At 59.1% G+C, this 24991-nt stretch carries 19 protein-coding genes and 2 pseudogenes; 6 read left to right on the plus strand and 15 right to left on the minus strand.

Annotated elements, in window-relative coordinates; all coding sequences use genetic code 11:
- The first annotated feature begins 70 nt into the window (after positions 1-70).
- From BLP99_RS02995 to BLP99_RS26565, 3 genes are all read left to right on the plus strand, one after another.
- Entirely contained in the window at positions 71-3145 is a 3075-nt protein-coding gene (locus tag BLP99_RS02995; protein ID WP_256327598.1) for a sensor histidine kinase, read from the plus strand.
- Positions 3130-4182: an HD domain-containing phosphohydrolase gene (locus BLP99_RS03000; protein ID WP_072394533.1), complete on the plus strand. Its 1053-nt coding sequence runs from the start codon at positions 3130-3132 to the stop codon at positions 4180-4182. The genes BLP99_RS02995 and BLP99_RS03000 overlap by 16 nt, the downstream gene beginning before the upstream one ends.
- Positions 4183-4794: 612 nt before the next feature.
- Positions 4795-5169, plus strand: a complete 375-nt coding sequence (locus tag BLP99_RS26565) for a DUF4253 domain-containing protein (RefSeq protein ID WP_231991086.1) — start codon at positions 4795-4797, stop codon at positions 5167-5169.
- Positions 5170-5228: 59 nt separating this feature from the next.
- Here BLP99_RS26565 and BLP99_RS03010 read toward each other — a convergent pair whose 3' ends face one another.
- The 4 genes from BLP99_RS03010 to BLP99_RS03025 form a co-directional block, all read right to left on the minus strand.
- On the minus strand, positions 5229-6341 hold the full coding sequence (locus BLP99_RS03010; protein WP_072394536.1) for an alkene reductase: 1113 nt from the start codon (positions 6339-6341) through the stop codon (positions 5229-5231).
- Positions 6342-6489: 148 nt separating this feature from the next.
- Positions 6490-8727 (minus strand): xanthine dehydrogenase family protein molybdopterin-binding subunit, encoded by a 2238-nt coding sequence (locus BLP99_RS03015; protein ID WP_092179662.1) that lies wholly within the window; start codon positions 8725-8727, stop codon positions 6490-6492.
- Positions 8724-9197, minus strand: a complete 474-nt coding sequence (locus BLP99_RS03020; protein WP_072394541.1) for a (2Fe-2S)-binding protein — start codon at positions 9195-9197, stop codon at positions 8724-8726. The genes BLP99_RS03015 and BLP99_RS03020 overlap by 4 nt, the downstream gene beginning before the upstream one ends.
- Positions 9194-10474 carry a c-type cytochrome gene (locus BLP99_RS03025; RefSeq protein ID WP_371128575.1) on the minus strand — a complete coding sequence of 427 codons (1281 nt, stop codon included), beginning with the start codon at positions 10472-10474 and terminating at the stop codon, positions 9194-9196. The genes BLP99_RS03020 and BLP99_RS03025 overlap by 4 nt, the downstream gene beginning before the upstream one ends.
- Positions 10475-10770: 296 nt before the next feature.
- On the opposite strand from BLP99_RS03025, the gene BLP99_RS03030 reads away from it, so the two are divergent.
- Together BLP99_RS03030 and BLP99_RS03035 are read left to right on the plus strand one after the other, a co-directional pair.
- Positions 10771-11970 carry an MFS transporter gene (locus tag BLP99_RS03030; protein ID WP_072458463.1) on the plus strand — a complete coding sequence of 400 codons (1200 nt, stop codon included), beginning with the start codon at positions 10771-10773 and terminating at the stop codon, positions 11968-11970.
- A gap of 100 nt (positions 11971-12070) precedes the next feature.
- The gene (locus BLP99_RS03035) at positions 12071-12985 is read left to right on the plus strand and encodes a LysR family transcriptional regulator (RefSeq protein ID WP_072430475.1); all 915 of its coding nucleotides are present in this window, start codon (positions 12071-12073) and stop codon (positions 12983-12985) included.
- Positions 12986-13084: 99 nt separating this feature from the next.
- Here BLP99_RS03035 and BLP99_RS03040 read toward each other — a convergent pair whose 3' ends face one another.
- Positions 13085-13384: a hypothetical protein gene (locus BLP99_RS03040; RefSeq protein ID WP_072394550.1), complete on the minus strand. Its 300-nt coding sequence runs from the start codon at positions 13382-13384 to the stop codon at positions 13085-13087.
- 342 nt (positions 13385-13726) lie between these two features.
- On the opposite strand from BLP99_RS03040, the gene BLP99_RS03045 reads away from it, so the two are divergent.
- Positions 13727-14080, plus strand: coding sequence for a hypothetical protein (locus tag BLP99_RS03045; RefSeq protein WP_072458461.1), 354 nt, complete (start codon positions 13727-13729; stop codon positions 14078-14080).
- A gap of 279 nt (positions 14081-14359) precedes the next feature.
- On the opposite strand, the gene BLP99_RS03050 is transcribed toward BLP99_RS03045, so the two are convergent.
- The 10 genes and pseudogenes from BLP99_RS03050 to BLP99_RS03090 form a co-directional block, all read right to left on the minus strand.
- A complete protein-coding gene (locus BLP99_RS03050; RefSeq protein ID WP_092179788.1) occupies positions 14360-14923 on the minus strand; it encodes an NADAR family protein in 564 nt (187 codons plus the stop codon).
- Between the two features lie 220 nt (positions 14924-15143).
- A pseudogene (locus BLP99_RS26745) lies at positions 15144-15237 on the minus strand (type II toxin-antitoxin system RelE/ParE family toxin); the annotation flags it as partial.
- A 79-nt stretch (positions 15238-15316) separates the two neighbouring features.
- On the minus strand, positions 15317-17008 hold the full coding sequence (locus BLP99_RS03055; protein ID WP_092179664.1) for a thiamine pyrophosphate-binding protein: 1692 nt from the start codon (positions 17006-17008) through the stop codon (positions 15317-15319).
- A gap of 141 nt (positions 17009-17149) precedes the next feature.
- Entirely contained in the window at positions 17150-17905 is a 756-nt protein-coding gene (locus BLP99_RS03060; RefSeq protein WP_072430479.1) for an aldehyde dehydrogenase, read from the minus strand.
- Between the two features lie 282 nt (positions 17906-18187).
- Positions 18188-18697 (minus strand): annotated as a pseudogene (locus tag BLP99_RS03065) (aldo/keto reductase); the annotation flags it as partial.
- 346 nt (positions 18698-19043) lie between these two features.
- A complete protein-coding gene (locus tag BLP99_RS26700) occupies positions 19044-20552 on the minus strand; it encodes an amino acid ABC transporter permease/ATP-binding protein (RefSeq protein ID WP_072394565.1) in 1509 nt (502 codons plus the stop codon).
- Positions 20553-20658: 106 nt separating this feature from the next.
- Positions 20659-21462, minus strand: coding sequence for an ABC transporter substrate-binding protein (locus BLP99_RS03075; RefSeq protein ID WP_072394812.1), 804 nt, complete (start codon positions 21460-21462; stop codon positions 20659-20661).
- A gap of 74 nt (positions 21463-21536) precedes the next feature.
- Complete coding sequence (locus BLP99_RS03080) at positions 21537-22589, minus strand: isopenicillin N synthase family dioxygenase (protein ID WP_072430480.1); 1053 nt, start codon at positions 22587-22589, stop codon at positions 21537-21539.
- A 13-nt stretch (positions 22590-22602) separates the two neighbouring features.
- Positions 22603-23454 carry a sugar phosphate isomerase/epimerase family protein gene (locus BLP99_RS03085; protein WP_092179666.1) on the minus strand — a complete coding sequence of 284 codons (852 nt, stop codon included), beginning with the start codon at positions 23452-23454 and terminating at the stop codon, positions 22603-22605.
- A 315-nt stretch (positions 23455-23769) separates the two neighbouring features.
- Positions 23770-24948 (minus strand): MFS transporter, encoded by a 1179-nt coding sequence (locus tag BLP99_RS03090; protein ID WP_072394573.1) that lies wholly within the window; start codon positions 24946-24948, stop codon positions 23770-23772.
- Between the last annotated feature and the right edge of the window lie 43 nt (positions 24949-24991).

The raw sequence follows: 24991 nt of genomic DNA on the forward strand, positions 1-24991 counted from the left end.
CTGAGTCCATTCGCCCCGTCCTCCAGTGATCCGATCTTGAGCATAGCTTAAGTCTTGCGACCAAAATCGGGTGTTCGACTATGGTCATAAGGTTGCACACGGGCTTTTGATCGATGCTGGTGTACTTGCCGGATGGGGTGGGCAGGCAGACGAAAGGACGAGAGTCCTGTTGGACAGAAACCAGGGATGCGACCACAATGGTGTCATTGTGATATCAGTGTGTGCCGCCGACGCAACGAGCGTGCCTATGCAAGCAGCTTCAACAGAGAGGGTCAGCCTTCGCAGATGGATCTGGCGGGCGTTTGCCAGTACCAGCCTGTTGCCACTTGTCCTGGTGGAAGGCGTGCTGATCACGACTTATTTCATCACGAACCAGTCCATACGCAATTCCCAGATCGAATATCTGCATCAGAGTGCGACACGAGACATCCAGGTATCGGTTCAGCAGAATGCATTGTTGGTGCAGGGACAGTTGGAGCAGATCCACAAGGCGATCGGCCTTTATGCCAAGTCCACCGAGCATGAACTCACCGAAAACCAGAATCTCACGGCGGCATCGCTTTCATTGAGTGCCGACGGTGTCCGTTACAGCGCGGTAAACGACGGAGCGTCCGCCTCGTTCTATTCGAATGTCACTGCGCCGCAAAAACAGGATCTCTACAAGGTTTCTCTCCTGGCAAACCAGGATTTCATGATGAAGCAGTTGAAGGATGGGGATCCGTTGATTGCCAGCATCTATTTCAATAGTTGGGACAGCTATAACCGGATTTATCCCTGGTTCAATACGCTCGAACAGTATCCCCATGATATGGACATCCCCCAATACAACTTTTATTACCTGGCCGATGCCCAGCACAACCCGGAGAGAAAAGTCGTCTGGACGGATGTCTACCTGGACCCTGCCGGCCAGGGATGGATGATGTCTGCCATCGCGCCGGTCTACAGAGGCGACTTTCTTGAGGGCGTAGCCGGCGTCGATGTCACGGTCGACGGCATCTTGAAGCGAATCGAGCAGTTGCAGATGCCGTGGGATGGCTACCTGATGCTGGTCAACGACAAGCTCGATGTCATGGCCGTCCCCAAGGCAGGCCAACGTGATTTTTCCCTGCACGTCGAGAACCAGCCCGCTGGAGAACCTGTCGATCGCGAGCGCTTGCAATCGCCGGATTTGAACCTCGCTCGTCATCCGGACCTTGCCAGCCTCAACAAGAACTTGCCCGACCATTCACAAGGTATCGTTGCGCTGACGTTGAATGGACGGCCTCACCTGGTCGCCTGGGACGAGATTCCCTCCACCGGCTGGTTCCTGCTGGCGGTGGTGGACGAAGCGGCAGTCATGCACGAAACCAATCTGCTCGCCAGTCATTACCGCGAAGTGGGTTATCTGTTGGTCGCGGGGCTGGTGCTGTTCTACACCTTGTTCTTTGCCTTCATGTGGTGGCGCACGCGTGATCTCAGCCGCCAATTGAGCACACCGGTCCAAGGGGTCTCCCAAATGATGCGGGAGATCGGTCGGGGCCACTGGCAACCGGCGGCAAGCCCTTCCGATATCACCGAACTGTGGTCAATGTCCAACCAGGCACTGGGAATGGGCAGGCAGTTGGCCCAGGCAGAGTCCGTTCGCAACGCCACGCAGCAGCGTCTTGAGTTGGTCATGGAGAGCTTCGCCGAAGGGCTGTGGGAGTATTACCCCCAGCGGCACCGTTTCATCCTCAAGGGTGCCTTGTGCCAGCGTTTCGGTTTTGCGGCCAATGAAGTGCCGATGGAGACCCTGCTGCAGAACATTCCCGTTGAAGATCGGCAGACCTTCACGCAGTTCCTGGAAGAGGCCAGGGGCAGTGCCAGCGTGGCGCCGGAAGCGGAATTCCGCATCAGGGACGTGCATGGCAAGTTGATCTGGATCCTTTGCCGAGGCCGCACTCTGGAGCCCTCGCGGCTCGATGAGTCCAGTGTCGTGGTCGTGGCGTGTGTCGACATCACGACGCTCAAGCAGACTCAGTTGGATCTGCGGGAGAAAACCCTGGAGGCAGAGGCGGCCAGTACGGCCAAATCCAAGTTCATCTCCAGCATGAGCCATGAGTTGCGAACCCCATTGAATGCCATCTACGGGTTTGCCCAATTGGGGCTCATGCAACCGCCTGACGACGCGTCGCAACAGACAGCCAACCTGCAGGAAATCATCAAGGCCAGTGAACACCTCATGCAATTGGTGGACGATCTGCTTGATCTCTCCAGCCTGCAGGCTGAGAAGCCACTGCTGGATCTCAAGCCGGTGCCTGTGGCAAGCCTGCTATCCAACTGCGCTGACATGGTTTTGCAGCAGGTCTCTGCGCACGGCCAGACCTTGCACATCAAGGCTCCTCCGGATACATGGCATGTCTGGGCGGACAAGCGTCGCCTCAAGCAGGTCCTGATCAATCTGTTGTCCAACGCAATCAAGTACAACCGACCCGGTGGCAATATCACGCTGGGGGCCATGGTTGTCGAGACGGGAGCCCGGTTGCGTCTTTACGTGACGGATACCGGGATGGGCATTTCCCCGGATGTGCAGCAAGAGCTTTTCCGGCCCTTCCAGCGCTTGGGTAAGGAGAACTCTTCCATCCAGGGCACCGGCATTGGCTTGGCGTTGTGCCGGGACCTGGCGGTCCTGATGCACGGCACCATGGGCTTTGAAAGCCAGGTCGGCGTGGGAACCACCTTCTGGATCGACATGTGCTCTTCGGATTTTCCAGCGCCGGCCAGCGATTGCACAGCGTCAGCGATTGGCTTGCCACGCGTGCTGTTGGTGAGCGACAACCCCCGGGATGCCCAGGTGGTTCGGGAGGCGTTGGCCGGTGATTTCGAGTTGCAGCGCGTCGATACGTTGCCTGATGCCAGCCTCGTGCTCGAAACCACGACAGTCAGCGTATTGATCGTCGCCACCGCGGACCGTGTGCCTGTACTGGATACTTTTTTTCGCGGTTTACGCACGAGGATCGGCGAGGCGCAGATGTCGATCATCGTGGTTCGTGCGGCCGATGATCACGCTTCGGTCGACCGATTGGCGTGCCAGGCCATCGTGCCCTCTCCGTTGGATGGCCAGAGTATCCGTCACCTCGTATTGACGCTCGCTGCGAAGAGGGCAGATGCATGTTCACCAAAGTAAATGCTGAAAGCAGGATCGTCATTATCGACGATGTGCCCACCAACCTCCGGCTTCTGGATTCATGCCTGCGAGCCGTGGGCCTGCGCAACATCACCACCTTCAACGACTCGGCCCAAGGACTGGATTGGCTGCTTTCGAACGCCTGGGACCTGGTGTTGCTGGACCTGGATATGCCCGCGCCTGACGGCTTTGAGATCCTCGATCGTCTCAATAAGCGGGACCGCACCGAGTCACCGGTCATCATCGTAACGGCCTTGAATGACCAGCAGAACAGACGAAAAGGCCTGGAAAAAGGCGCCAACGACTTCATCTCCAAGCCCATTGACCTGCCTGAGGTGCTACTGCGGGTACGCAATTGCCTGGAGCTGGCGCAGGCGGCGAAGCTGCTACGCGATGTCAATGCCGAGCTTGAGCGCAAAGTCGAGTTGCGCACGGTCCAACTGGCCTCCAGCTACAAGGCGATCAGCAGCAGCTTGAGTCGAGCAGCCAGCTATCGCGATGATGACACGGGGCAACACATCGTTCGTATCGGCGAGTCCTCCGCTTTGTTGGCCAAGGCAATCGGCATGCCTTCTCAATGGTGCGAACTCCTGAAAATGGCGGCTCCGATGCACGATATCGGGAAAATCGGCATTGCCGATGCGATTCTGCAGAAACCGGGAGCGTTGACGCCGCAGGAAAGGGAAGTCATGCAGGAACATGCCCGCATCGGTTATGAAATCCTGCATGACCCGGACGGTTCTCCCTTGACGGATCTCGCAGCGGAAATTGCCCTGGCGCATCACGAACGTTGGGACGGTACCGGCTATCCCAAGGGGTTGCGGGGCAAGGAAATTCCGTTATCGGCAAGGATTGTGTCGATATGCGATGTGTATGACGCCATAAGAATGCCTCGAGCCTACAAACAGGCCTGGGATGTCGAGCGCTCGAGGCGTTTCATCACCGATCAGGCCGGTACCCAGTTCGACCCTTCCCTGGTGGACGTCTTTTGTAATCTCTTTGACGAAGTAGATCGCTTGCGGTTGCCCGATGTATGAGAGGGCTGATGTTGTCCTATGAGTGTTCAGCTTTGGTATCTCTACGCCAGTGGCGCTTTGATTGAACTTGCGGCAGGAATTGGCAGCGGCCACATGCAGTGTGTGTTGCATGCTACGGGTCCTGTTGTAGCTTGTTTCTATGATGATCTTGGAGCGCTTAGGATTACTCCCTCAATTCAGTAACAACATGGAGCAAGCCACGCTTTATGGATATCGAATTTCGCGGTAATGCATGCGTGAGAACCCGTCTGTAGGGACCTGCGATGAGTACGGTGTGAGCGGGATTACCAGCTTTGACGATCTGACCGAGGCTCGTCGTAAGATTGCTGAGTCGCACCCAGGCTTTAAACCTCTGTTCTCGCTCGATGATCTGCACCAGGCTTGATACACGTCGGGCCATGCTCGCAGTAATTCAGGAATGGATGACGCCACCGAGGAGGACATCGCGGGGCTGCCTCAAGAATGTTTTGAGAACGATGAATATGTAGGTTATCCGATCACGAAAGCGGAGTTCGCAATTTGCTTTCGCAATTTCACGAACCTGGTAGCAGCTAGGTCTTTCGAAGATGCTTGTGCTCATGGTTTGACGCTTGATGAGCAGGCCCTGCAGGAGTGGATTGGTTATCAGGAAAAACCTGTATCGATAATCGACCAGCCAATGTCAGCGCTTTGGTACCCGTTCAGGAGTCTTACCAGGCACTCGCTGCTTTTCCCAACGGCTATTTCACTTCCGATTTAGACCCTGCGAAAAATTTTGCGGTTGCGCGTCATTTTTCAGAAGCGCATGGCTATGAGCTAATGGGCGTAGGTGCCTCTTACATCGGCTTCATTCGTGCTGAGCCGCCTGATCTATCTCTGGCCAATCTCGTTGCGAAAGACTTTTGCGCGCTCTACAACACGAGCGTTGAAAAACTACAAGCACGCATTTTTGCAGTCGCTCAGGCGGTCTCGGGTCGGATTCATCTTTGGCTGCGTTATGTGGAGTGATAATCCCAAACAATCCGCGCCGGCCGCCTTTCGGACCGGTCAACTGCGTTAAGCCCAGCTCAGGAATGAGTCGGATAATCCACGTAGCCACGCTGATCGCCACCGAAGAAGGTGCTCGGGTCTGGTGCATTGAGCGGTAACCCTTCACGAATTCGCCGGGGCAGATCCGGGTTTGCCAGGAAGGCTCTGCCGAACGCAATGATGTCCGCGCGGCCGTCGATCAAGGCCTGTTCCGCCGTCTTGGGATCGTAGCCACCGGCGATCATCAACACGCCGTCCCATGCCGCACGTAATTGACCGATGATTTCATCCCATCGCGGATCGAAGTGCTCGTCCTTGACGGTGCCAACCACGGCGGGCTCGACGAGGTGCAGATAGGCCAGCGTCCATTGGTTCAACGAGCGCACGATGTAGCCGAATGTCGCCTGCGGTGTCTCATCGCCCATGCCCATGAACCGTCCCATCGGCGTCAAGCGTACGCCTACGCGCTCTGCGCCCACTTCGTCGACTACGGCGGCGACCACTTCCAATAACAGCCGTGCACGGTTTTCCAGGCTTCCACCGTAAGCATCCTCGCGCTGGTTACTGTTACTGTTGATGAACTGGTCCAGCAGATAACCATTGCCCGCATGAATTTCCACGCCGTCCATTCCAGAGTCCAGTGCATTGCGCGCGGCCCGGCGGTAGTCGTCGATGATGTCGGTGATCTCTGGAGCCTGCAGTGCACGCGGCACCGGTACATCGCTCCAGACACCGTTGCCATCCGCGTCGACGATGAACGTCTTGCCCGGCACGGGTAACGCGCTCGGGGCAACCGGGCGCGCGTTGTCAGGCTGAAAGCTCGGGTGGGACACGCGGCCCACATGCCAGAGCTGCATGAAGATCAGGCCGCCGCTCTCATGCACCTGGGTGCTGACTGCACGCCAGGCTTGCACCTGTTCAGCGTTGTAGATGCCCGGTGTCCAGGCATAGCCTTGGCCTTGCCGGGAAATTTGCGTTGCTTCGGTAATGATCAACGCGGCGCTCGCACGCTGGCGGTAATACTCGGCGTTCATGGCCGTTGGCACGTCGCCCGGTTGCCCGGCGCGAGAGCGTGTCAAAGGCGCCATCGCCACGCGGTGAGGGAGTGTGTAGGGGCCCAATGCGATGGGTTGGAACAGGTGCTGCGTCATGGGGTGTTCTCCAATAGCGGTACAGAAAGCAGGGTTGCGGCGGACGTTGGGTCAGGCACCGGATGGCTTTAAGTTAATCGGCGGGCGGGCGCTTGATAATCCGAGGAACGCCCAACACTGCATTGCGTGAAACGCAACGCAATGCGGGTCAGGACGGCTGCTCCGAGCGGGTCAGGGGCAGGTTCAACCAGCGTCGGCCGGTGGCGTTCGCCACGGCGTTGCCGATGGCGGCGGCCATGGGACCCTGGACGATTTCGGCGGCGCCGAGAAACGGTTGTCCCGGTTGGTCGAGTAGATGAACATCGACCTTCCTGGGCACCTGCGAAAAGCGCAGGATCGGGTAACCACTCCAGTCGTAGCTGCGTATACCCCCGGCGTCATAGGCGACCTGTTCATACAGCGTCCAACTGGTGGACTGGACGATCCCGCCCTCCACCTGATTGCGCAGGCCATCGGGATTGACGATCTGTCCGACGTCCACCGCCGTGACCACATGCTCGATCTGTATTTCACCGGTCAGCGGATGTACCTGCAGTCTTACCGCGATTGCGCAGTAACCCATGATGTTTTTGTACCGGGCAAAGGCAAAGCCGATGCCTGCGCCAGGCTCATTGCTTTTTTGCTGCCAGCCAATGCCGTCGCGAACCCGCTCCACCACGGCCCGCGCCCGGGGATCTTCCAGATGAGCCAGGCGCAAGGCTATCGGATCGACCCTGGCCCTGGACGCAAGCTCATCCATGCACGCTTCGATCGCAAAAATGTTGATGTGCGCACCCAGTGAACGCATGGCCGAAGTGCGAAAGGGCATCTGCGTGACAAAGTTCATGTTGATGCGTGTAGAGGCCAGCGTGTACAGCGGCACCGCGTTGCGATCGCCATCGCCTTCAGGTTGAGCGATGGGCACCGAAGGTGCGGAGGCGAACGGTCGAGCCAGCAATCGCGCCGGCAGCAGCCGGCCGGCGTTGACGATGCGTTCGTTGTGCGGCGTCGTCCATAGTTCATAGTTCCAGTCCTGCAACCGACCTTGGGCGTTCAGGTTGGCTTTGACTTCGGTTACCATCGCCGAGCTGTAGGGCTCCCAGAGATTTTCCTGCTCTCGCATCCATTGGACCCGGACCGGTGTGCCGGGTATGCGCATGGCAATCAACGCCGCGTCGGCTGCCGCATCGTCCGCGCCGTTATGGCCATAACAACCGGACCCTTCGGTGTGGATACAGCGAACGCGTTCGGGGGGTAGCTGCACCATTTCGGCGATCCCGGCCCGCAGGGGATACACGCCCTGGGTGTGGGTCCAGACGGTGAGGGTGCCGCCCTTGAACCAGGCCACGGCGCAGGACGGGCCAATGGAGCCATGCATCAGGTATTGCTTGGTCACGCGGGCCTGATAGCTGTTGTCGGTCGCACCCTGGGCAGTGCCTTCATGGCTGATCGGGTAGGGGCGTGAAGGAAGGCGTTTGAGTAATGCATGAATGTCCGCGGATTCGGGGATTGCCTGGCCACCGCTCCAGCGCGCCGTTTCGTATCCGCTGCGCATCGCTTTGATCGCTTGCCATTCATCCCGCGCGACCACCGCAAGATAATTGCCGTCGCGAATCACCTGCACAACCCCGGACAGCGCCTCTATCGATGCTGCATCAAGGGCCTGTAGTGTGCAGCCAGGGCGGGGTGGGCGAATCACCCGAGCGTGCAGCATGCCCGGCAGGCGGATGTCCTGGACAAACGCGGCGCCACCACTGACTTTTGCCGGAATATCCAGCCGTTGCAGCGAATGGCCGATCAACTTGAATGGCGCCGCGGGCAGTGCTGGCGAATCGGACTGTGCATACCGGTGCAGATCGACGTTTTTGACAGCGTCGGCGTAGGCCATTCGTTGTCCGTTGGGACCGTGAATGATGCCCTCCCGGGTCGTCAACAGTGCTGGCGCAACCGCCCAGCTACGTCCAGCCGACTCCAGCAGCAGCCCACGTACCTGCGCCGCTGCGTTGAACAGCGCGGTCCCGCTGTCGAAAATACTGTGGCTGCCAGCGGTGTAACCTTCGTTGGGCGTCAGCGCCGTGTCGGCGGTGAGGAGGTTGATCGCTGATGGAGAAACCTCCAGGCGTTCAGCGGCAATTTGCAGCAAGGCAGTCTTGACCCCAGTGCCCAATTCAACCTTGCCGGTATAGACGGTGATGCCTTCATGACCGACGCGGATCCAGGCATCAAGATAGGGATTGGTGCGCAGGCTGCCGGGCAGATCCGGTGCCAATACCACCGTGCCCAGCGTGTCGACTTCGGTGTCCGCCCACGCACGTCGCGGCACCGGTACCAGGGTAAACGCCATCAGCAAGGCGCCCCCACGCAAGAATGCGCGACGGCTGTGATTGACCTCGTTGATCACTGTCATGGCGCGCTCCCGTTTTGCCTGGCGGCAAGGCTGATCGCGTCGATGATTCGCAAGTGGGTGCCGCATCGACACAGGTTGCCGGCCATGTACTCACGAATGGTCTGTTCATCCGGCTGCGGGTTGCTCTCCAGCAGTGACTGCGCGCGCATCAACATACCGGCGATGCAATAGCCGCATTGGGCCGCCTGTTTGTCGATAAATGCCTTTTGCAAAGGACCGGGTTGTTCGGCGGTACCAAGACTTTCCACCGTTCGAACCCGCTTGCCTTCAAGTCCGGCGCAGGGTGTCACGCAGGAAAATACAGGCTTGTCATCGACGATGACCGTGCAGGCGCCACACTGCCCCAAGCCACACCCGTACTTGGCGCCGTTGAGCCCCAGATGATTACGCAGCGCGTAGAGCAGCGGCATGTCAGGTTCGAGGTCCAATGTCCGGGCCGAGCCGTTGACGTTAAGCGTGACTTGAGTCATTTCGTCTCCTGACGTATCGCTTCAAGGGTTGAAGAAAGGTCTGTCCAGGGTTGGTCGGGTCTGGCTTGTCGGCGCAGGTACGAAGCGAGTGCGATGAGTTGATCGTTGTCGAGGCTGGCGGCAAACGGCGGCATCATCGGTCCCGGCATGCCCGGCGTTGCCGGGACGCCTTCGAACACGGTTTTCAGGAAATTGCGCGGGTTCGGGGCTTGCAACGATGACGTACGGTCCAGCGAAGGACGCTCGTCGATTTCACGCATCGGTGCAGCTGGCCCATGGCAGCCGGCACAGGCGCTGGCGAACAGCAGGGCGCCAATGGTCTGATCGGAGGCCCCGGCATTAGCATCTGCGGCTGGGACCTCGGTGGTGACCGTTCTGGCGGGCAAGCTCAGCAGGTACTCGGCGATCGCCTGTGCGTCGCCGACTGGCAAGCGCGCCAGGCCGAGACTGACCGGGCGCATCGGGCCGGCGGCAGTTCCATGGCCGTCCACCACTTCTCCTCGCAGGTAGCTCACCAACTGATCGTAGCGCCAGGCATTTGCACGACGGCCCATGCCCAGCAGAGAAGGCGCTTCCCAACCATCCACGGTACCGCCGGCCAGGCTTGCGCCGGACGTCTCGGCGCCGATCAGGTTCAGCGGAGAATGACAGCCTGCGCAGTGGCCGGGGCCTTCGACCAGGTAGCGCCCGCGATTCCATGCATTGGATTGCTGCACCACGGGAGTCAGTGGCTCGCCCTGCAGGAACAGTAAATTCCAGAACGCCACTAGCGGCCGGAGGTTCATCGGGAAGCTCATGCGGTTTTGCCGGGCTGGAGCGTGCACGGCGGGGCCACTCATCAAGTACGCATAGGCGTCTTCTATATCGCCTGCCGTCATGCGCCGGTAATGCACGTACGGGAAGGCCGGGTACAGGAAGTGCCCATCGCGGGCGATCCCTTCACGCATCGCCCGCTCGAACGCCGGCAGCGACCACTGGCCAATGCCAGTCTGCGGATCGGGTGTGATGTTCGTGCTGTAGAGCGTGCCAAACGGCGTCACCAGCGGCAGTCCCCCTGCCAGGTAAGGGCCGCCGGGTCTCGTGTGGCATACCGCGCAGTCGCCTGCTTCGACGACGCGCGCGCCGCGTTGCAACTGCGCCGAATCGAAGGTTCGCGGCCGCTCGACGGGTGCAATCGCCGGACGCCACATCAGCAGGGTAGCAGCGATCGCACCTATCGAAGCCAGGACCGCGGCGCCGATCCAAAACGGTCTGGACCTCATGGAAATGCCGATCATGGGCATCCCAAGCCTGAGGCACGCGCGCTGGACATTGAGGATGGATTCGAGGTCATTGACGTCTCCTTGATCAACCGGAAAAGGGCGCCGATGGAGAGTCCTGCGCCGAGTGCCCAAGGGTAGAGAAGGCCCATGCGCCGGAGTATCAGCGGATCACGCAAAAGCCTGTTGCGCCAACCGCAACACCGCTGGCGTTGCGTGTCGCGCATCACTTCATTGCCCGATCAATGGGTTCTCCGGGCAGACCGCTGCCCTTAGCCTGACGATTACTTCCCCAAACCTACCGAGGTGTCATCATGTTCATGGGCAATCCCGCCGCGACGGCCAAGGCCGAACAACCCGCTTCACTTTCCGGCCTGATGGTCGCGTTCCTGGCGTTCTGCTGCGGCGCGGTCGTGGCCAATCTTTATTACGCTCAGCCGATTGTCGAATTGATCGCGCCGCAAATTGGCCTGTCCAGCATCAATGCGAGCCTGATCGTGTCGCTGACGCAATTGGGCTACGCCCTGGGTTTATTGCTGCTGGTGCCATTGGCTGACCTTGCGGAGAACCGGCGCCTGGTGGTGGGCCTCACCCTCGCGTCGGGCGTTACCCTGTTGTGTGCCGGGCTGACGCACTCGCCGTCGATATTCCTCGTCTTGTCGCTGCTGATCGGCCTCACATCGGTAGCGGTGCAGATCCTGGTGCCCCTGGCGGCACACCTGGCTCCGGAAGCAACACGAGGCCGGGTGGTGGGCAACATCATGAGCGGCCTGTTGCTGGGCATCCTGCTGTCGCGTCCGCTGTCGAGCCTGTTGGTGGACGTGTTCGGCTGGCGCGGTGTCTTCTTCAGTGCGGCGGCGCTGATGGCTGTTATCGCCCTGATCACCGCCATTGCGCTGCCGCGTCGCGTACCGACGCATCGGGCGACTTATGCCGCATTGATCGGCTCGGTGTTTGCGCTGGCCCGGCGCCATTCGGTCCTGCGCCAACGTTCGTTGTATCAGGGATTGTTGTTCGCCAGCTTCAGCCTGTTCTGGACCCTGGCGCCCATCGAGCTGATGCGCCACCACGGTTTCAGCCAGGTGCAGATCGCGATCTTTGCGCTGGTAGGCGCCGTCGGTGCCGTGGCCGCGCCCATTGCCGGACGCTTGGCCGATGCAGGTCATGGCCGTCGCGGGACACTCGTTGCGCTGCTGTTGGCTCCGGTCTCCTTGTTGATTGCAGCGCTGCCCGGCAGTGGTTACATCTGGCTTGTCGTGTGCGCGGTGCTGCTGGATTTTGCCGTGCAACTGAACATGGTGCTGGGCCAACGCGAGGTGTATTCCATCGACCCGCACAGCCGGGCTCGATTGAATGCCGTGTACATGACCAGCATCTTCGTCGGCGGCGCCTTGGGATCGCTGGTGGCCAGCCCGCTCTATGAGCATTTCGGCTGGAGCCTCTCTGCGGTGGCGATCGCGTTGCTGCCTGCCTTGGCCCTGGTGATATTCATGAGTCGCAAGGCAGATGTCTGACCAACAGGCATCGAGGAGCGCGGCGAAGCACAGTCCTGCAAGACGGCGGGCGAACGGTCATGCACAATCAGCTCCGTTCCCTTTCGACCGGACTCCGCTGATGGACAAATTGCTGGCGTTGAAGATGTTTGTTGAAACCGTGCGTTGCGGCGGTTATTCCTCTGCGGCGCGCAAACTTGGAATCTCCACCTCTTCGGTGACACGCCAGGTGGCGGGCCTGGAAAGCGAGCTGGGCGCCAGCCTGCTTAACCGCACGACCCGCAACACCAGCGTGACCGTCGCCGGGCAAGCCTATTTTGAAAAAGCCGTGGCTATTCTGGAGGCCATCGATGAAGCCGATGCCGTGGTCGCCGACCGCGGCAGCGAGGCGCAAGGGCGCCTGCGGATCAGTGTCCCCGTCGAGTTTGGCCGGCGAATCATCGCGCCACATCTGGGCCGACTGCTCGACCGTCATCCGGGACTGGAAATCAGCGTGTCATTGAGCGATCAGGTCGGTGACCTGTTGAGCGAGCAGATCGATGTGTCCGTGCGCCTCGGCTCGTCGGTGGTCAGCGAGGACATCGTCAGCAAACGGGTAGGGGGCTTCCAGCGCTGGGTCGTCGCCAGCCCGGATTACCTGGGCCGTCACGCGGCGCTGAGTCATCCTAATGACTTGCTGGGGCACCAGTGCCTGCGCTTCGATTACGGTGGATCGCATCATCACTGGACGTTTCAGGGCGACGAGCAACCCCTTCAGCTCAACGTGCATGGCCGGTTGCAAAGCAACAACGCCGACATCTTGCGCGAGGCCGCAATCGCGGGCGGCGGGGTGGCTCTGCTGGCCGACTGGCTGGTGCGCGATGACGTCGCCGCAGGTCGACTGACACGGTTGCTGGAGCATTACGAAGTCAATCCGGGCAGTGCGAGCAGCTGCATCAATGCGCTGTATTTGCCCAATCACCGCGGCTCCAGCCGCATCAATGTGTTCATCGATTTTCTTGCGGAGATTCTCGCCTCTGATCGAATGGCCCAATAAGGGATATCGCCGAGATGTGTAGCGCCAGATCCTCAAGTGACGTACTGAGGACCTTAATGACTGGCCGATATTCCTCTTTTTATCACCGCTGCAGAGCGACTATTGATGGGTGTCCGCTTCCTCAGCCGGATAAAACTCGCCTTCCTTGCCCATCTTTGTCAGTCGTTCGCGCGCGATCCGCTCAACATGGGCCACTGCGGCCTGATCGTCAGGGTTGACCAACTGCAGGCACAGGCGTTGGACATTCTGATCGTGGGTGCCTTCGCTGAGCATTTCGTGGGTGAAGACTTGTGCGCCACGCCAGAGGCATAGCTGGGTATGAGTCCCGCCGAGCCATATCTCGTTGATTGATCTGAGGTCAGTGGTCGCCAGTTGATCCACGGTAATTGTCTTATCCATTGCGCTGTACCTTACCAATGATTGGTTACAGGTAGACTTACAGGCACAGCGGGTGTTCCCAACGTCGGCGGTTCAACCGCGCCAAGCCAAGGAGTGGCGAACCTCATAAAAAAGTGGACAGTATTTCCAGTAAATAAATCTGGCCCCTTCATTGCCGGTCCCTTTCATTGCCAACAGACCGCTATGGTCGGCTGCTGCCTTACAGGCAGAATTCCGCCAAGGAGCGGTCCTTTGAAAGCGTCTACAGAAGAAGGACCGATTCAGCTCTATTCGACAGGCCTGATTGAGTCCCTCAAGAAGGGCTAGAGTGCATCCTTTAACCAAACAGTAGAGGCAAATTACATGCATTTCGTCCGCCTCGGAGAGTACCTTGCCGCTTCACGTATTACCGGGCCTCGGCATAATCTCCTGCAACTGCGCCTAGAAGTTGGTGAGCAGCATGAGCCGATCTGCGAGTGTCTACCGCCGCAGGGGGCATGTAATCACGAGCCATTGATTGAGGCCGATATCGTTGCAAGCGTACTCGAAGGAACATCGGAGGCGAATCGACGCTTCGGCACCGCACATGTCGTAACGCACATCCGGTACGTCCGAAATGACACCAAACCTGAAGTAGTCTATGGCCTCTTGGCCTTCAGAATCATTGAGCAGTTGCACGTCGGCGGCACATTCGTTGAGGGCAGCAACACGATTTAGTCCTTACCTCAAGCGAACTTCTGGGCAGGTAGTTAAAGGACGGGTACAGCTCGGCCTGAATCGCCTCTGATTTTCTAGATGAATCAGAATGACCGCTTCTGGCCGATTTCTGCCGGTGGCGACAGGCAGAAAACGGCCAGAAGCAGCCGCCTGAAGGTGTCGACAAAAATTCGGGCGACTCAGCTTCTGTTGGTTGACGCGCTTTCTTGATAAGGTCGCATGCAATAAGCCCTGTCGTTCGCCAAGGCTTTTGCGCTTTTCGTGAGTAAGGTCAGGACACTACCTTGGAGCAGGCATATCAGTCCCGTCCCGCACCTGCATCAGCGCAAATCCCAGTAGATTCAAGCCTTTCCACAGATTCGGATTGTTCGCATCCGCGCTGTCCTGTGCGAGCCCTATACCCCAGATGTTATCAACCGGGCTGGCTTCGACAATAACCCGCGAACCGGTTTGTAGAAGATAATCGTTCAACTGCGGATTCTGGGAGAACTTGGCCTGGTTCGCTCGAACGACGATGTCGTATCGGTGTTGCAGCCAAACCTTATCATTGAATCCGCGCACGTTGCGGCCAAGCGCTTTGGCGGCATTTGGAGTAGGCGTGTGGAGCACCTGCGCACGAATATCCTGATCGTCGAACAAGGCCGCTTTCTCGGCCATCATGTAGTGTTCGGCTGTCGGGTAATGTTGCCCGTCGACAATGAACCCGGCCTCGAACCATTGGCTGAAGCACGAAGCCGTGACGCCAGTTTTACTACGCTGGTGCCCCCAGAAAAACGTAAAGCTCAGACATTCTCCAGAGTTGAAACGAGCGCACAGTTGTTTCAGATGTTCAGAGTCGTCCAATGACATATCCTCGCTTATTGAAGATCAAAGCTACAGCTATTGTGCTGACCAAGGCAACCACGAAGCTTGGTGGATCGAACGTCTACAGATTGGGAATAATTGCACCTCTTCAACCTGATCAAGATCAACCGATGAAAGCTCAGATGAGCTTGGCAAGGCTTGTGAGCAGTTTTCGAAGGACTACAAGGCCCGATTCATACGGACACGCTGACGGTTATCCGAACACGATAGGGCGTGGGCTTTTGATCGTCCCATGAGGAAGGCTGGCGTGAATAGATAAGGTGATAGCTGCGAAGGCCCGGTGCAAGCTCATCATCCATGATGTCGATCGCGGTCGCTGATGCAGGGCTGCAGTTTTCATGGGGCCGCGCCAAAGGTGAACGGCCGTTAGCTTCAAGCCATGATCGGCAATTCGATGAGGTTGGGACGGCCTGAGCGAATGCCATCCTCGACCGCTTCAGCGATATCGCCGGCGCGCTCGACCCTGCGCGAAGCGACCCCCAGGGAGGAGGCGAGGGCCTGGAAGTCGATGGCCGGGTCCCGGATGTCCATGCCGATGAACTGGTTCGTACCGGCACTTCGGTAGTGCGCCTGGTTACGCGCGTAGTTTTTCAGGATGTTGTATTCGCCATTGTTCATGACCACAAAGGTGACGGGCAAACGCTCGTGTGCCGCTGTCCAAAGCGCTTGGGGGGAGTACATCGCCGAGCCATCGCCGACCAGGCAGACCACCGGGGTGCGGTCCAGGCCAAGCGATGTACCGACAGCCGCCGGCATGCCCCATCCAAGGATGGCGCTGCGTGTAAACAGGTACTGGCGGGCCGAACGCGAATCCAGGCAAGCACGCACATGAGCGATGGTGACCGGCGCTTCGTCGACGATCCACACATCAGGGCCGATTGCCCGGACAGCTTCATGGGCCGCAACGAAAGGCGTGGTCACGGGCGCATTGAATTCGCGCTTCGCGCGCTCGGCCACTGCGATTCGGCGAGTACTGCGCTCGTGCGCAGCGACATTTCGCAGCGTCGCGATGGCCTGGCTGTGTGGGGCCAGCATCTGATCCAGTAACGGCAGCAACAACTGCAACGACAGCTTTATGTCGCCTATCAATCCCAGCGCCGTTCCATGCACTCTGCCCAGTTGGTGGCCATCGCCGGTCAATTGAATGAGACGGCAATGAGGGGGGATCGCCGGGCCTTGCGAGTATTGGTAACTGATCAGCGAATGACCGCCGAGAAGCAAGACCGCATCGAAGTCAGCGAACGTTTCGCGGATATCGGCAGCTTTGGGCGACAAGGCTCCGCGCCATTGAGGATGAGCGGTGGGGAAAGGGATATGCCCGGGCCAGGATGGCCCGAAGACTGGCGCGCCGAGTGCTTCGGCGAGTCTCACCACTTCCACTTGCGCATTCGACTGGGAGACCTCCTCCCCGACGATAATCGCCAGACGGCCCGGAGCAACCGTCGCTAAGGCCTCAGCCAACGGGTCAATCGCCGCGGTCACCGCTCCTCGTTCGATTCGCGACGGCTGGCCAGCATCGGCATCGGTGTGCTGCTCCATCACGTTGATCGGCAGCGAAAGGAAAACCGGGCCGGTCGGCCCCGTGCGGCAGTCCTGAAGAGCGCGACGCAGCAGCATCGGGATATGCTCGGGGTGCTGGATTTCCTCCGCCCATTTGACGCTCGGTCGGGCCAGGCTGACCAGATCACCATGAAGCAGCGGGTCGGTCACGCCATGGCGGGTATCCTGTTGGCCCGCGGTGATAACCAGCGGTGTGTTCGCCATCTTCGCGTTCAGGATGGCGCCCATCGCATTGCCAAGGCCTCCTGCTGTATGGAGGTTGACGAAACCGGGGCGGCCGGATGCCTGGGCATAACCGTCGGCCATCGCCACGACCGAGGCCTCCTGGAGGCCGAGCACGTAGTGAATATCGGAGACGCCCGAGAGCGCATCGAGCAAAGGCAGCTCCGTTGTTCCCGGATTGCCGAAGACGTGGCGAACGCCTTCGCTGCGCAGTACTTCCACGAGCAGGTCCGCGCCGCGTTGCCCACGGAGGCTGGACGGGACACAGGGAGTTGAAGGCATGGCGCGAAACCTCACTTGTCTGGAACAGATAATCTACCCTGCTTTCGTGGCTATCGGATTGCCAAATGGCAGTGCACCACTGGTGTGGCGGCGACGCTGAAAGCCCTGGCGCCGGGTTTGATTTGAAGCCCGTCAGTGGATTTAACGTCCGCCCACTCTTTCGAGCGACTGGCTTTTGAGCGGCAAATCGCTGGTACGCTTGTCCGAGGCTTTGCGAATCGCATCGCACAAGGCCCGGACGATGGGGACATAGCTCAGCTGGCTGGGCTGGCAGGCCTGGAGCGCACCCGTTGGGTTGATCAAATGTACCGCGATGTGCCCTGGCAGCCATGAGACGAGCGGCCAGCGGGAGCGTTGGGCGATCGTCGGGCACAGATCCGCCGCCGTCACACCAAATTCAGAAGATGCCACGAGTGCGACCCCCATCATGCATGCGCCTTCCAGCTGGGCGCGTAGGCGACCGGGTTTTTCTACAGTGCCCAGGTCAGCGACAAACACCGTGTCATGCACAATCAAGCGCCCCTCGTCGCTCAGCTCGACATCGAGTACCGCGGCCATGCAAGTCTGCGCATCGTAATGTGCGGCGATGCCCTGGGTTCGGCGACCGCCTGAGGGCTTGCCCCAATGGCTTCTCATGGCCGCTTCGGTGATGACGCTACGCATTCGCCTGGCATCGAAACCTGAGCGTTGCGCGGCACCGTCGGCCCGTGCTGATACCGAATCGATCAGGGAAAGCAGGTAGTCTTGTTGATCGAGCCTGCATGCAGGGTCCTGTGCGGCCATGAACCGCTGTTCGGCGCGCAGGCGAAGCAACAGGTCCTTCCGGTCCAGGATACCGTCTGGCGATGGCCAGATGAATTGATCAAGTGCGCTGTCGTGCCCGTCAGGGTGGTTCATTTGCGTTTCTCCTTCCGGCTGATGACAAGAGCTCCGGCAAAAAGCAACCAAGGGGGCGGAATCTCTGGTTAAGCCAGGTTCCTGCGGGAGCGGGCAGGCTCGCTCCCGCAGGTTCACGATGGCGCCGCAGGAGCAATCCTGGCATTACTTTAGGCGCAACGATCTGACGTCAGGGTGACGGGAGGCTGACAGGAACATGTCAGGCGATAAGGGGGGCAGGGCAGGTGATGCATACAGTTGAGTCTGGCTTTCTTGTCGTCGGCTTGCATCACCCACCCACGTTCAAGCCACGATCTGCGCTGCTGCGCGAGCCCAAGGGGCCGCTGTCCTTGCTGGCATCGAAGCAGACAAACTGCTAACGGTGTCGAGCCGATGAATCTGCTCGGCTGACAGTTCAACCGACAGGGCTGCGAGGTTGTCGGCCAACTGCTCAACCGAGCGCGGGCCGATGATGGGCAACGACCCGTGCGTGCCGGACCAGGCGATGGCGATCTGACCGGGGCTGACGCCCAGTTCGTTGGCGATGGCGATCACCGTGTCGAGGACCTGTGTGCGCTGCTCGCTATTCTCTGCCTGGAACACCTTGCCACCGAGGCCCTCGGCGCGTCCTTTCTCGCCCTTGCGGTACTTACCGGTCAGCATGCCTGCGCCGAGTGGCGACCAAGTGACGATACCCAATCCCAACGCATGCGAAGCCGGGAACAGATCAGCCTCGAACCCACGGACAATTTCCTCGGCAGGCGTGACATTATCCGGCCAATGTGACCAATAGAGATCGATGCGATCGGTTCTGGAGGATGCATATTTCATGGTTCACCATTGATCAAGTCGCAGCGATATTGTCAGACAGTGTCGGCGCAAAGGCCTTGGCGTCGCAGTGTCACGCGGATAACGGGTGGGCCAGGATCGGTCTCGGTCTTGGCCATGAGAGGTCCCCTGTGTGATTGCGGGATGATCGAAGATCAGGCAGGTGATTGTCGCGTGCGCATACGGTTTGCCATCGGGGCCAATGATCCGAGATCCGGATGAGTCCTCATCAGAATGACTCGCCAGCAGCTTCGCAACGCATAACGTGGGTGGGAATCGGCGTGCTTGACGAATTTTCCATCTCGAGTGCCAGGAGCCAATCACACCGAGTTCAAACCCTCATGAATTTCCTGATTCTCTCGCCGCACTGGTCAGCTCGGATCATCCCAGGCTCCGCATCCAGTTTGACCAGGCCGTCCTCCATGAAAACCACCCTGTCGGAAATTGACATGGCGAAGTCCATTTCATGGGTCACGATCAACATGGTCATGCCTTCTTTTGCCAGGTCGCTGATCACCTTGAGCACATCGCCGACCAGTTCCGGGTCAAGGGCTGAAGTAGGTTCATCGAACAGCATGATGTGGGGATCCATCGCCAATGCGCGGGCGATTGCCACCCGTTGTTGCTGACCGCCTGACAACTGATGCGGATACTTTTGCGCGTGAGCCAGCAACCCTACTTTGTCCAGCAGAGCGTAGGCGCGCTGCTCGCTGATGGACTTGTCGCGGCCGTGATAACGCGGGGCGAGGGTGACATTGTCGAGAATGGTGCGATGGGGAAACAGGTTGAAGCTCTGGAACACCATGCCGATGCGCTGTATCCCACGGCGTACTGGGTGCGTGTTGGTGTTGTCACCGGCGTTGATATAGCTTTCGCCGAATAGAATGATCTCGCCCTGGTCGATGTTTTCCAAGGCGTTGATGGTCCGAATCAGTGAGGTTTTCCCCGATCCCGACGGACCGATAATGGAGATCACCTGGCCCACGTTGACATCAAGGTTGATGCCCTTGAGCACGACGTGCTGGCCGTAGCGCTTGTGAATGTCAACCAGCTGCAGGGCGGGTGCCGAACCAGGCCCTGGCGCTGTACGAGCGTCTGCCGGAGAGGTCACCGCCCGTACCGCGCGAAGACGCCGCAGGCTGATGTCATCCAGCGTCTGTGGTTTGCGGTTGTTGAGCTCCAGGTGTTGCTCCAGCCAATGAAACAGCCAGCCGAGCACGGTCACGATCAGCACGTAATACACCGCCACAGCCGACAGGGTTTCCATGACCAGGAAGTTTTGCGCGTAAAGGCGCTGGCCCACGGTCAACAGTTCGGTCAAGGAAATCACCGAGACCAGCGAGGTCAGCTTCACCACTGTGATGTATTCATTGATCAGGGTCGGCAGGGAAATGCGGAACGCCTGCGGGATCACGATCAGGCGCTGCAGACCGATCAGGCCGATGCCCAGCGCACGGCCGGCTTCTTTCTGGCCTTTGGCAACGGATATCAAGCCGCCCCGATGAATTTCCGCCATGTACGCCGCCTCGGTCACCACCAGCGCGAACAGGCCGGAATAGAACGGGTTGGACAGTACGCCACGGGTGACCGGGAACATCTGCGGCAGGTTATAGACGAACACCACCAGTACGAGCAGCGGCACGCTGCGAAAGAACCAGATATAAACCGACGCCGGCACGCTGATCCAACGCGTGGCCGAAAGCTTGGCCGACGCCAGCAGGAAGCCCAGCAGCATGCCGATGAACCAGGCCAGCGTGCTGAGTTCCACCACCGTAATGCAGGCTTTCCAGAAGTCCGAGACCGAAAACAGAGAAAAGAAGTAGGGCCATTCAAATTGCATGTGTACCTCCAACTGCTGGCGTCGACGGAGGCTTCACCTATGCCGGGCAGTCAAGCGAACGCCGCCGACTGTGGGAGCGGCCTCGCTCCCACAGGGCTGCATTGAGTCAGTTAGTCGGTTCTTCCAGGTTGTATTTCTTCAACAGGGCGGCGTATTCACCCGACGCTTTCGTCGCGTCAAAAGCCTTGAGCAGCGCCTGATAGAGCGCGTCGTTGTCCTTTTTGACGTAGATCCCCAGCGTCTGTTGATAGATCGAGTGATCGGTGCTGATCACAACCCGGCCTTTGGTGCGTTCTGCGATCATGCCGGCGGCGCCGTCGATCTCCACCTGAGCCTGCACGTTGCCGGAGAGCAGCGCCTGGGTCACTTCAGGGGCGGACGGGAATTCGCTGACCATGACCGCGCCCTTGTTATTCGGGACGCAGTAATCGGTCGAGAGTTTGTTGAATTGCGTGACCCAAGTGGTGCCTTTTTCCAGGCCGACTTTCAGGCCGCAGAGGTCTTGCGGTACTTTCGGTTTCAGCAAGCTGTCCTTGAGCACCATGATCGCTGCGCCGGTCTTGGCGTATGGGATGGTTTGCGCCTGAGTCTGCCGTTGGGGGGTGATGTACATGCCCGAGATGATCGCGTCATAGTGACCGGCGTTCAGGCTCAGAAGCAGGTTGGGAAATTTGGTGTCAACGAAGTCGGCCTTGAGGTCCAGATGTTTGGCGAGTAATCGCGCCAGTTCGGGGTCGGAGCCGACGACATTCTTTTGTTCGTCGTAAGATTCGAAGGGCGGATAGGTGATTTCCATGCCGACCTTGAGGACGCCGGGTGTCACCGTCGTGGCTGCGTGGGCTCCTGCCGCACCGAGGATCGCGAAGGCCAGCAGGGACAAGCGGACAGCAATATTCATTGGATTGCGCATCATCGGTGACTCCACGTCGAAAAAGTAGGATTGGACTGGTTTGAAACAGGGTTGTCTTGGAACGGTCGGGGGCATCAGGACGCTTCCTGCGTCTGGTTCTTCAAGTGACCGAAGCTCGAAGGCTTGCGTGCGCGCTCATACAGTTTGAGTTCGCCGCGTTCGACTTTGCGGCGCAGGTATTGATAGGTTTGCAACGCTTGGCCAAACATGTGCTCACCGATGGTGATTTCCTCGTAATCCTTACCGCCTTCAAGAAACTGCGGCAGTGGCTTGATTTGCGTATGGAAGTCGCAGGCATAGAAGAGTGGGAACGAGTAGCGCTCTTCGCTGACGGTTCGCACTCGGTGAGCCGTAGCAACGAATGTGCCCGCGGTCATGACCTCCAGCATGTCGCCGATGTTGACCACAAACGTACCGTCCATGGGCGGCGCATCAATCCATTGCCCCTGATCGTTCATCACCTCGAGGCCTGGCTTGTCGGCAAGCAAAATGGTGAAGCATTCGTAGTCGGTATGCGCACCAATGCCGGGCGCGTCTTGAGCCGCCAGGTCAAATGGGTAGTGGATCAGGCGCAGTTTCGACGGTGGGCGAGTCACCATTGCCTCGAAATAGTCCTCCTCCAGGCCCAAAGCGAGCGCGAAGCCCTTGAACAAGCGACGACCTAATGCAAACACCGCGGCGTAGTAGGCTTCGACGGCGGGGCGGAAACCCGGCAGGTCCGGCCATTCGTTGGCCCCGATCAGTGGCGTGCCGGCAATCACCAGCGGATCGTCTTCGCTCACTTCGAAACCGATATCGAAAGCTTCCTTGTGATCGGGTTTGCCTTTGGCATAGACCTCTTCACCTTCAGGCACAAAACCCTTGTGGCTGCGTGAAGTGCCGATGTAATGCTGCATTTTGTATTCAAGCGATTGGGCAAACAGGTTCTTCGCCGCTTGACGCAAGCCGTCGATCAGTGACGACTCGATGCCGTGGTTCTTGATGTACAGGAAACCGACTGCGCGGGCGGCGTTACCCAGTTCTTCGGCCACCGCCTGTCGCTGGGTGAGGTCGTCGCTGTACAGCCCGGCGATATCCACCACCGGAATGCGATTGAAGTTGGCGGTCGTGGGCGTTTTGTCAGGCATGAGTGGGCGCTCCTTATCGGGTTGAGGTGCAGGCGAAACGCCGAAAATGCTCGCGCTCGGTGGTTGCCATCCACACGTTCAGCGACCACAGATCAGCCACCGGCACGTTGGTGAAGGGCAGGTGATGCAGGTAGCCGTCGGCGCCGAACTCCGGTGTCAGCGTGCTGACCTGATACCCGCGTTTTTCCTGGGATCGCCAGATGGCCTCCCAATGTTGTTGATGGAAGGCAAGCGCTTGGCTGTACTCGGGGGCGGCGGGGTGGGGCACTTGCGGTCCCTGGTCGTATCCGACTCGGGCTTGAATATGGTGAACGCGTTCGACGAAGGTGCTGAGATCGTCTTCCGGATCGTTGAGCAGGCGCTCGCAGGTGACGACCCAATGACTGATGTCGCTGGTGAAGCGCAGGTCCGGCAGTTGACGAATCAACTCGAGGGTGACCCAGGGATTGAATAACGAGCGAGCGCGATGGGTTTCGAAGGCGCACACCTGGCCATGTTTGCGCGTAAGGTCCATCGCGCGGCCAAAGAAGTCGACTTGCTGTGCCAGGGGCCAGCGATCGTTGCCAGCCAGCAGATTGATGAAGCGCGGTGCCAACTCAGCCGCCCAACCGAGTTTCTTGTCGAGGTCCAGAAGGTGTTCGTCGGGAGTTGCCGACTGCTCCGGCAGAACGTCGTAGGCGCTGAAGACGGTGCTGATATAACTGACTTTGTTGATGCGTAGAAAGGCTGCGAACTCGGCACGTTCGCTGGCGGTCATGGGCAGGCGGGCTTCCATGCCATCGAACCCTGCTTCAAGCAACTCGTCGAGCGCTTGTGCCTTGCTCGCTGTGTAGCCCCACAACGTTCGGAATATTTCCAACTTCATCGATCTGCTCCAAAGGTTCCTTCGCATGATTGACACGGCGACGTTGCGGCTAACCGAAACGCACAACGAACGGCAGTGACAATCAGGAAAGGCAATCTTCGGGCCGGATCTCTATGGAAGGCTCCTTTGTTGCGGTCAATAGTAGGGAGGGGCGGTTGACGGAAAAAATAGGGAAGCGCAAAAAGATAGTTCAGAGATTTCTAAACTATTGATCACTGGTCGCTGCCCTGATCGTCAGTCATGGATCCGATGTTCCGGAACCTGGCGTTGCTCACGCCGCCGAGCCGTCTTACAGCAAGAATGCCGTTCCATGAATCACTTCTGCACGGCCGCTACCCGACGCCCGCTCATGAAACACAGCAGCCCGCCCATCGCAGTCAAGGCGCTCAAGGCATAGAACATCGTCGGTGCCGGGGTTTGTATCAGCAGGTACCCGCAGATCACCGGGCTCAGGGCGCCGCCCAGGGCGGCCAGGTTCTGGGCGCCGTAGTAGCTGCCGCGCAGTTCTTCCGGGGCCAGGGTATCGACGAAGAGAAATTCGGCCGGGTAGATGATCATTTCACCGAGCGTGAAAATGAACATCGCCACGCACCAACTCAGCATGTCGTCCGCCAGGCTGAATCCGATCAGGCCAAGCATGAACAGGCTGGTGCCCGCAGCGATCCAGTAGCGCAGCTTCTCGCGGTCGAGGAACCGGCCGATCTGGTATTGCAGCACAATCACCGTGATTGCGTTGCAGGCGAGCAGGGCGGCCATGATCTCCAGTGCACGCTTGGCGTCGTGAGTGACCAGCAGGTATTGCGACAGATAGAGCGTGAAGCGCCCGTGCACCACGGTGCTGAGCAGGCAGCCACAGGTGAACATGATCAGCGTGCGGTCGTTCTTCAGGGTCTTCAACGTCTTGAGAAAGCTGGGCGGTGGGCCAAGGGCCGCTGTCGGCGTTCCATCGCTGGGGATTCCCATCATCAGAAAGACGCTGAAGAACGCGATGCCTGCGGCGATCAGGAATGGCGCAATCGGGTAGACCCCCGCAATCACCACGCCGAGCATGGGACCGGTGGCGTAGCCGATGTTGGTCAGGGTGTAGCGCAGGGAAAACGCTTTGGCGCGCTGGCCGATGGGCAGGTTTTCGCTGAGGATCGCTTTGGAGCCGATCAGAAACAGGGCTGACGCGGTCTCGGTGATCACCACGGTCAAGGTAGTCAGGTAAAGGTTTTCGGCAAAGGTCAGCAGGACGAAACCCACGGCGCTGGAGAGCATCGCCAGGATCAGCAGCCGGCGCTTCTCCAGGCGGTCGATGATGTAGCCACCGTACAAGGCCAGCAGGGTGGCGATGAACACCGCGATGCCCAGCAGCAAGCCGACATCTTGTTGATTGAGGCCCAGCTTGTTGCTCAGAAACAGCGTAAGCAACGGGCTGGTGATGGCGCGGCTCACCACAATGGTCAGCGAAACGATCATCAAGCGTCGAATGACGAGGGAGTAAGTGGCCACGAGGTGCAAATGTCCTTATTCAGATTGTTGGCGTGCACCGCGA

Source organism: Pseudomonas sp. NFACC32-1 (assembly GCF_900101215.1).
GTDB lineage: Bacteria > Pseudomonadota > Gammaproteobacteria > Pseudomonadales > Pseudomonadaceae > Aquipseudomonas.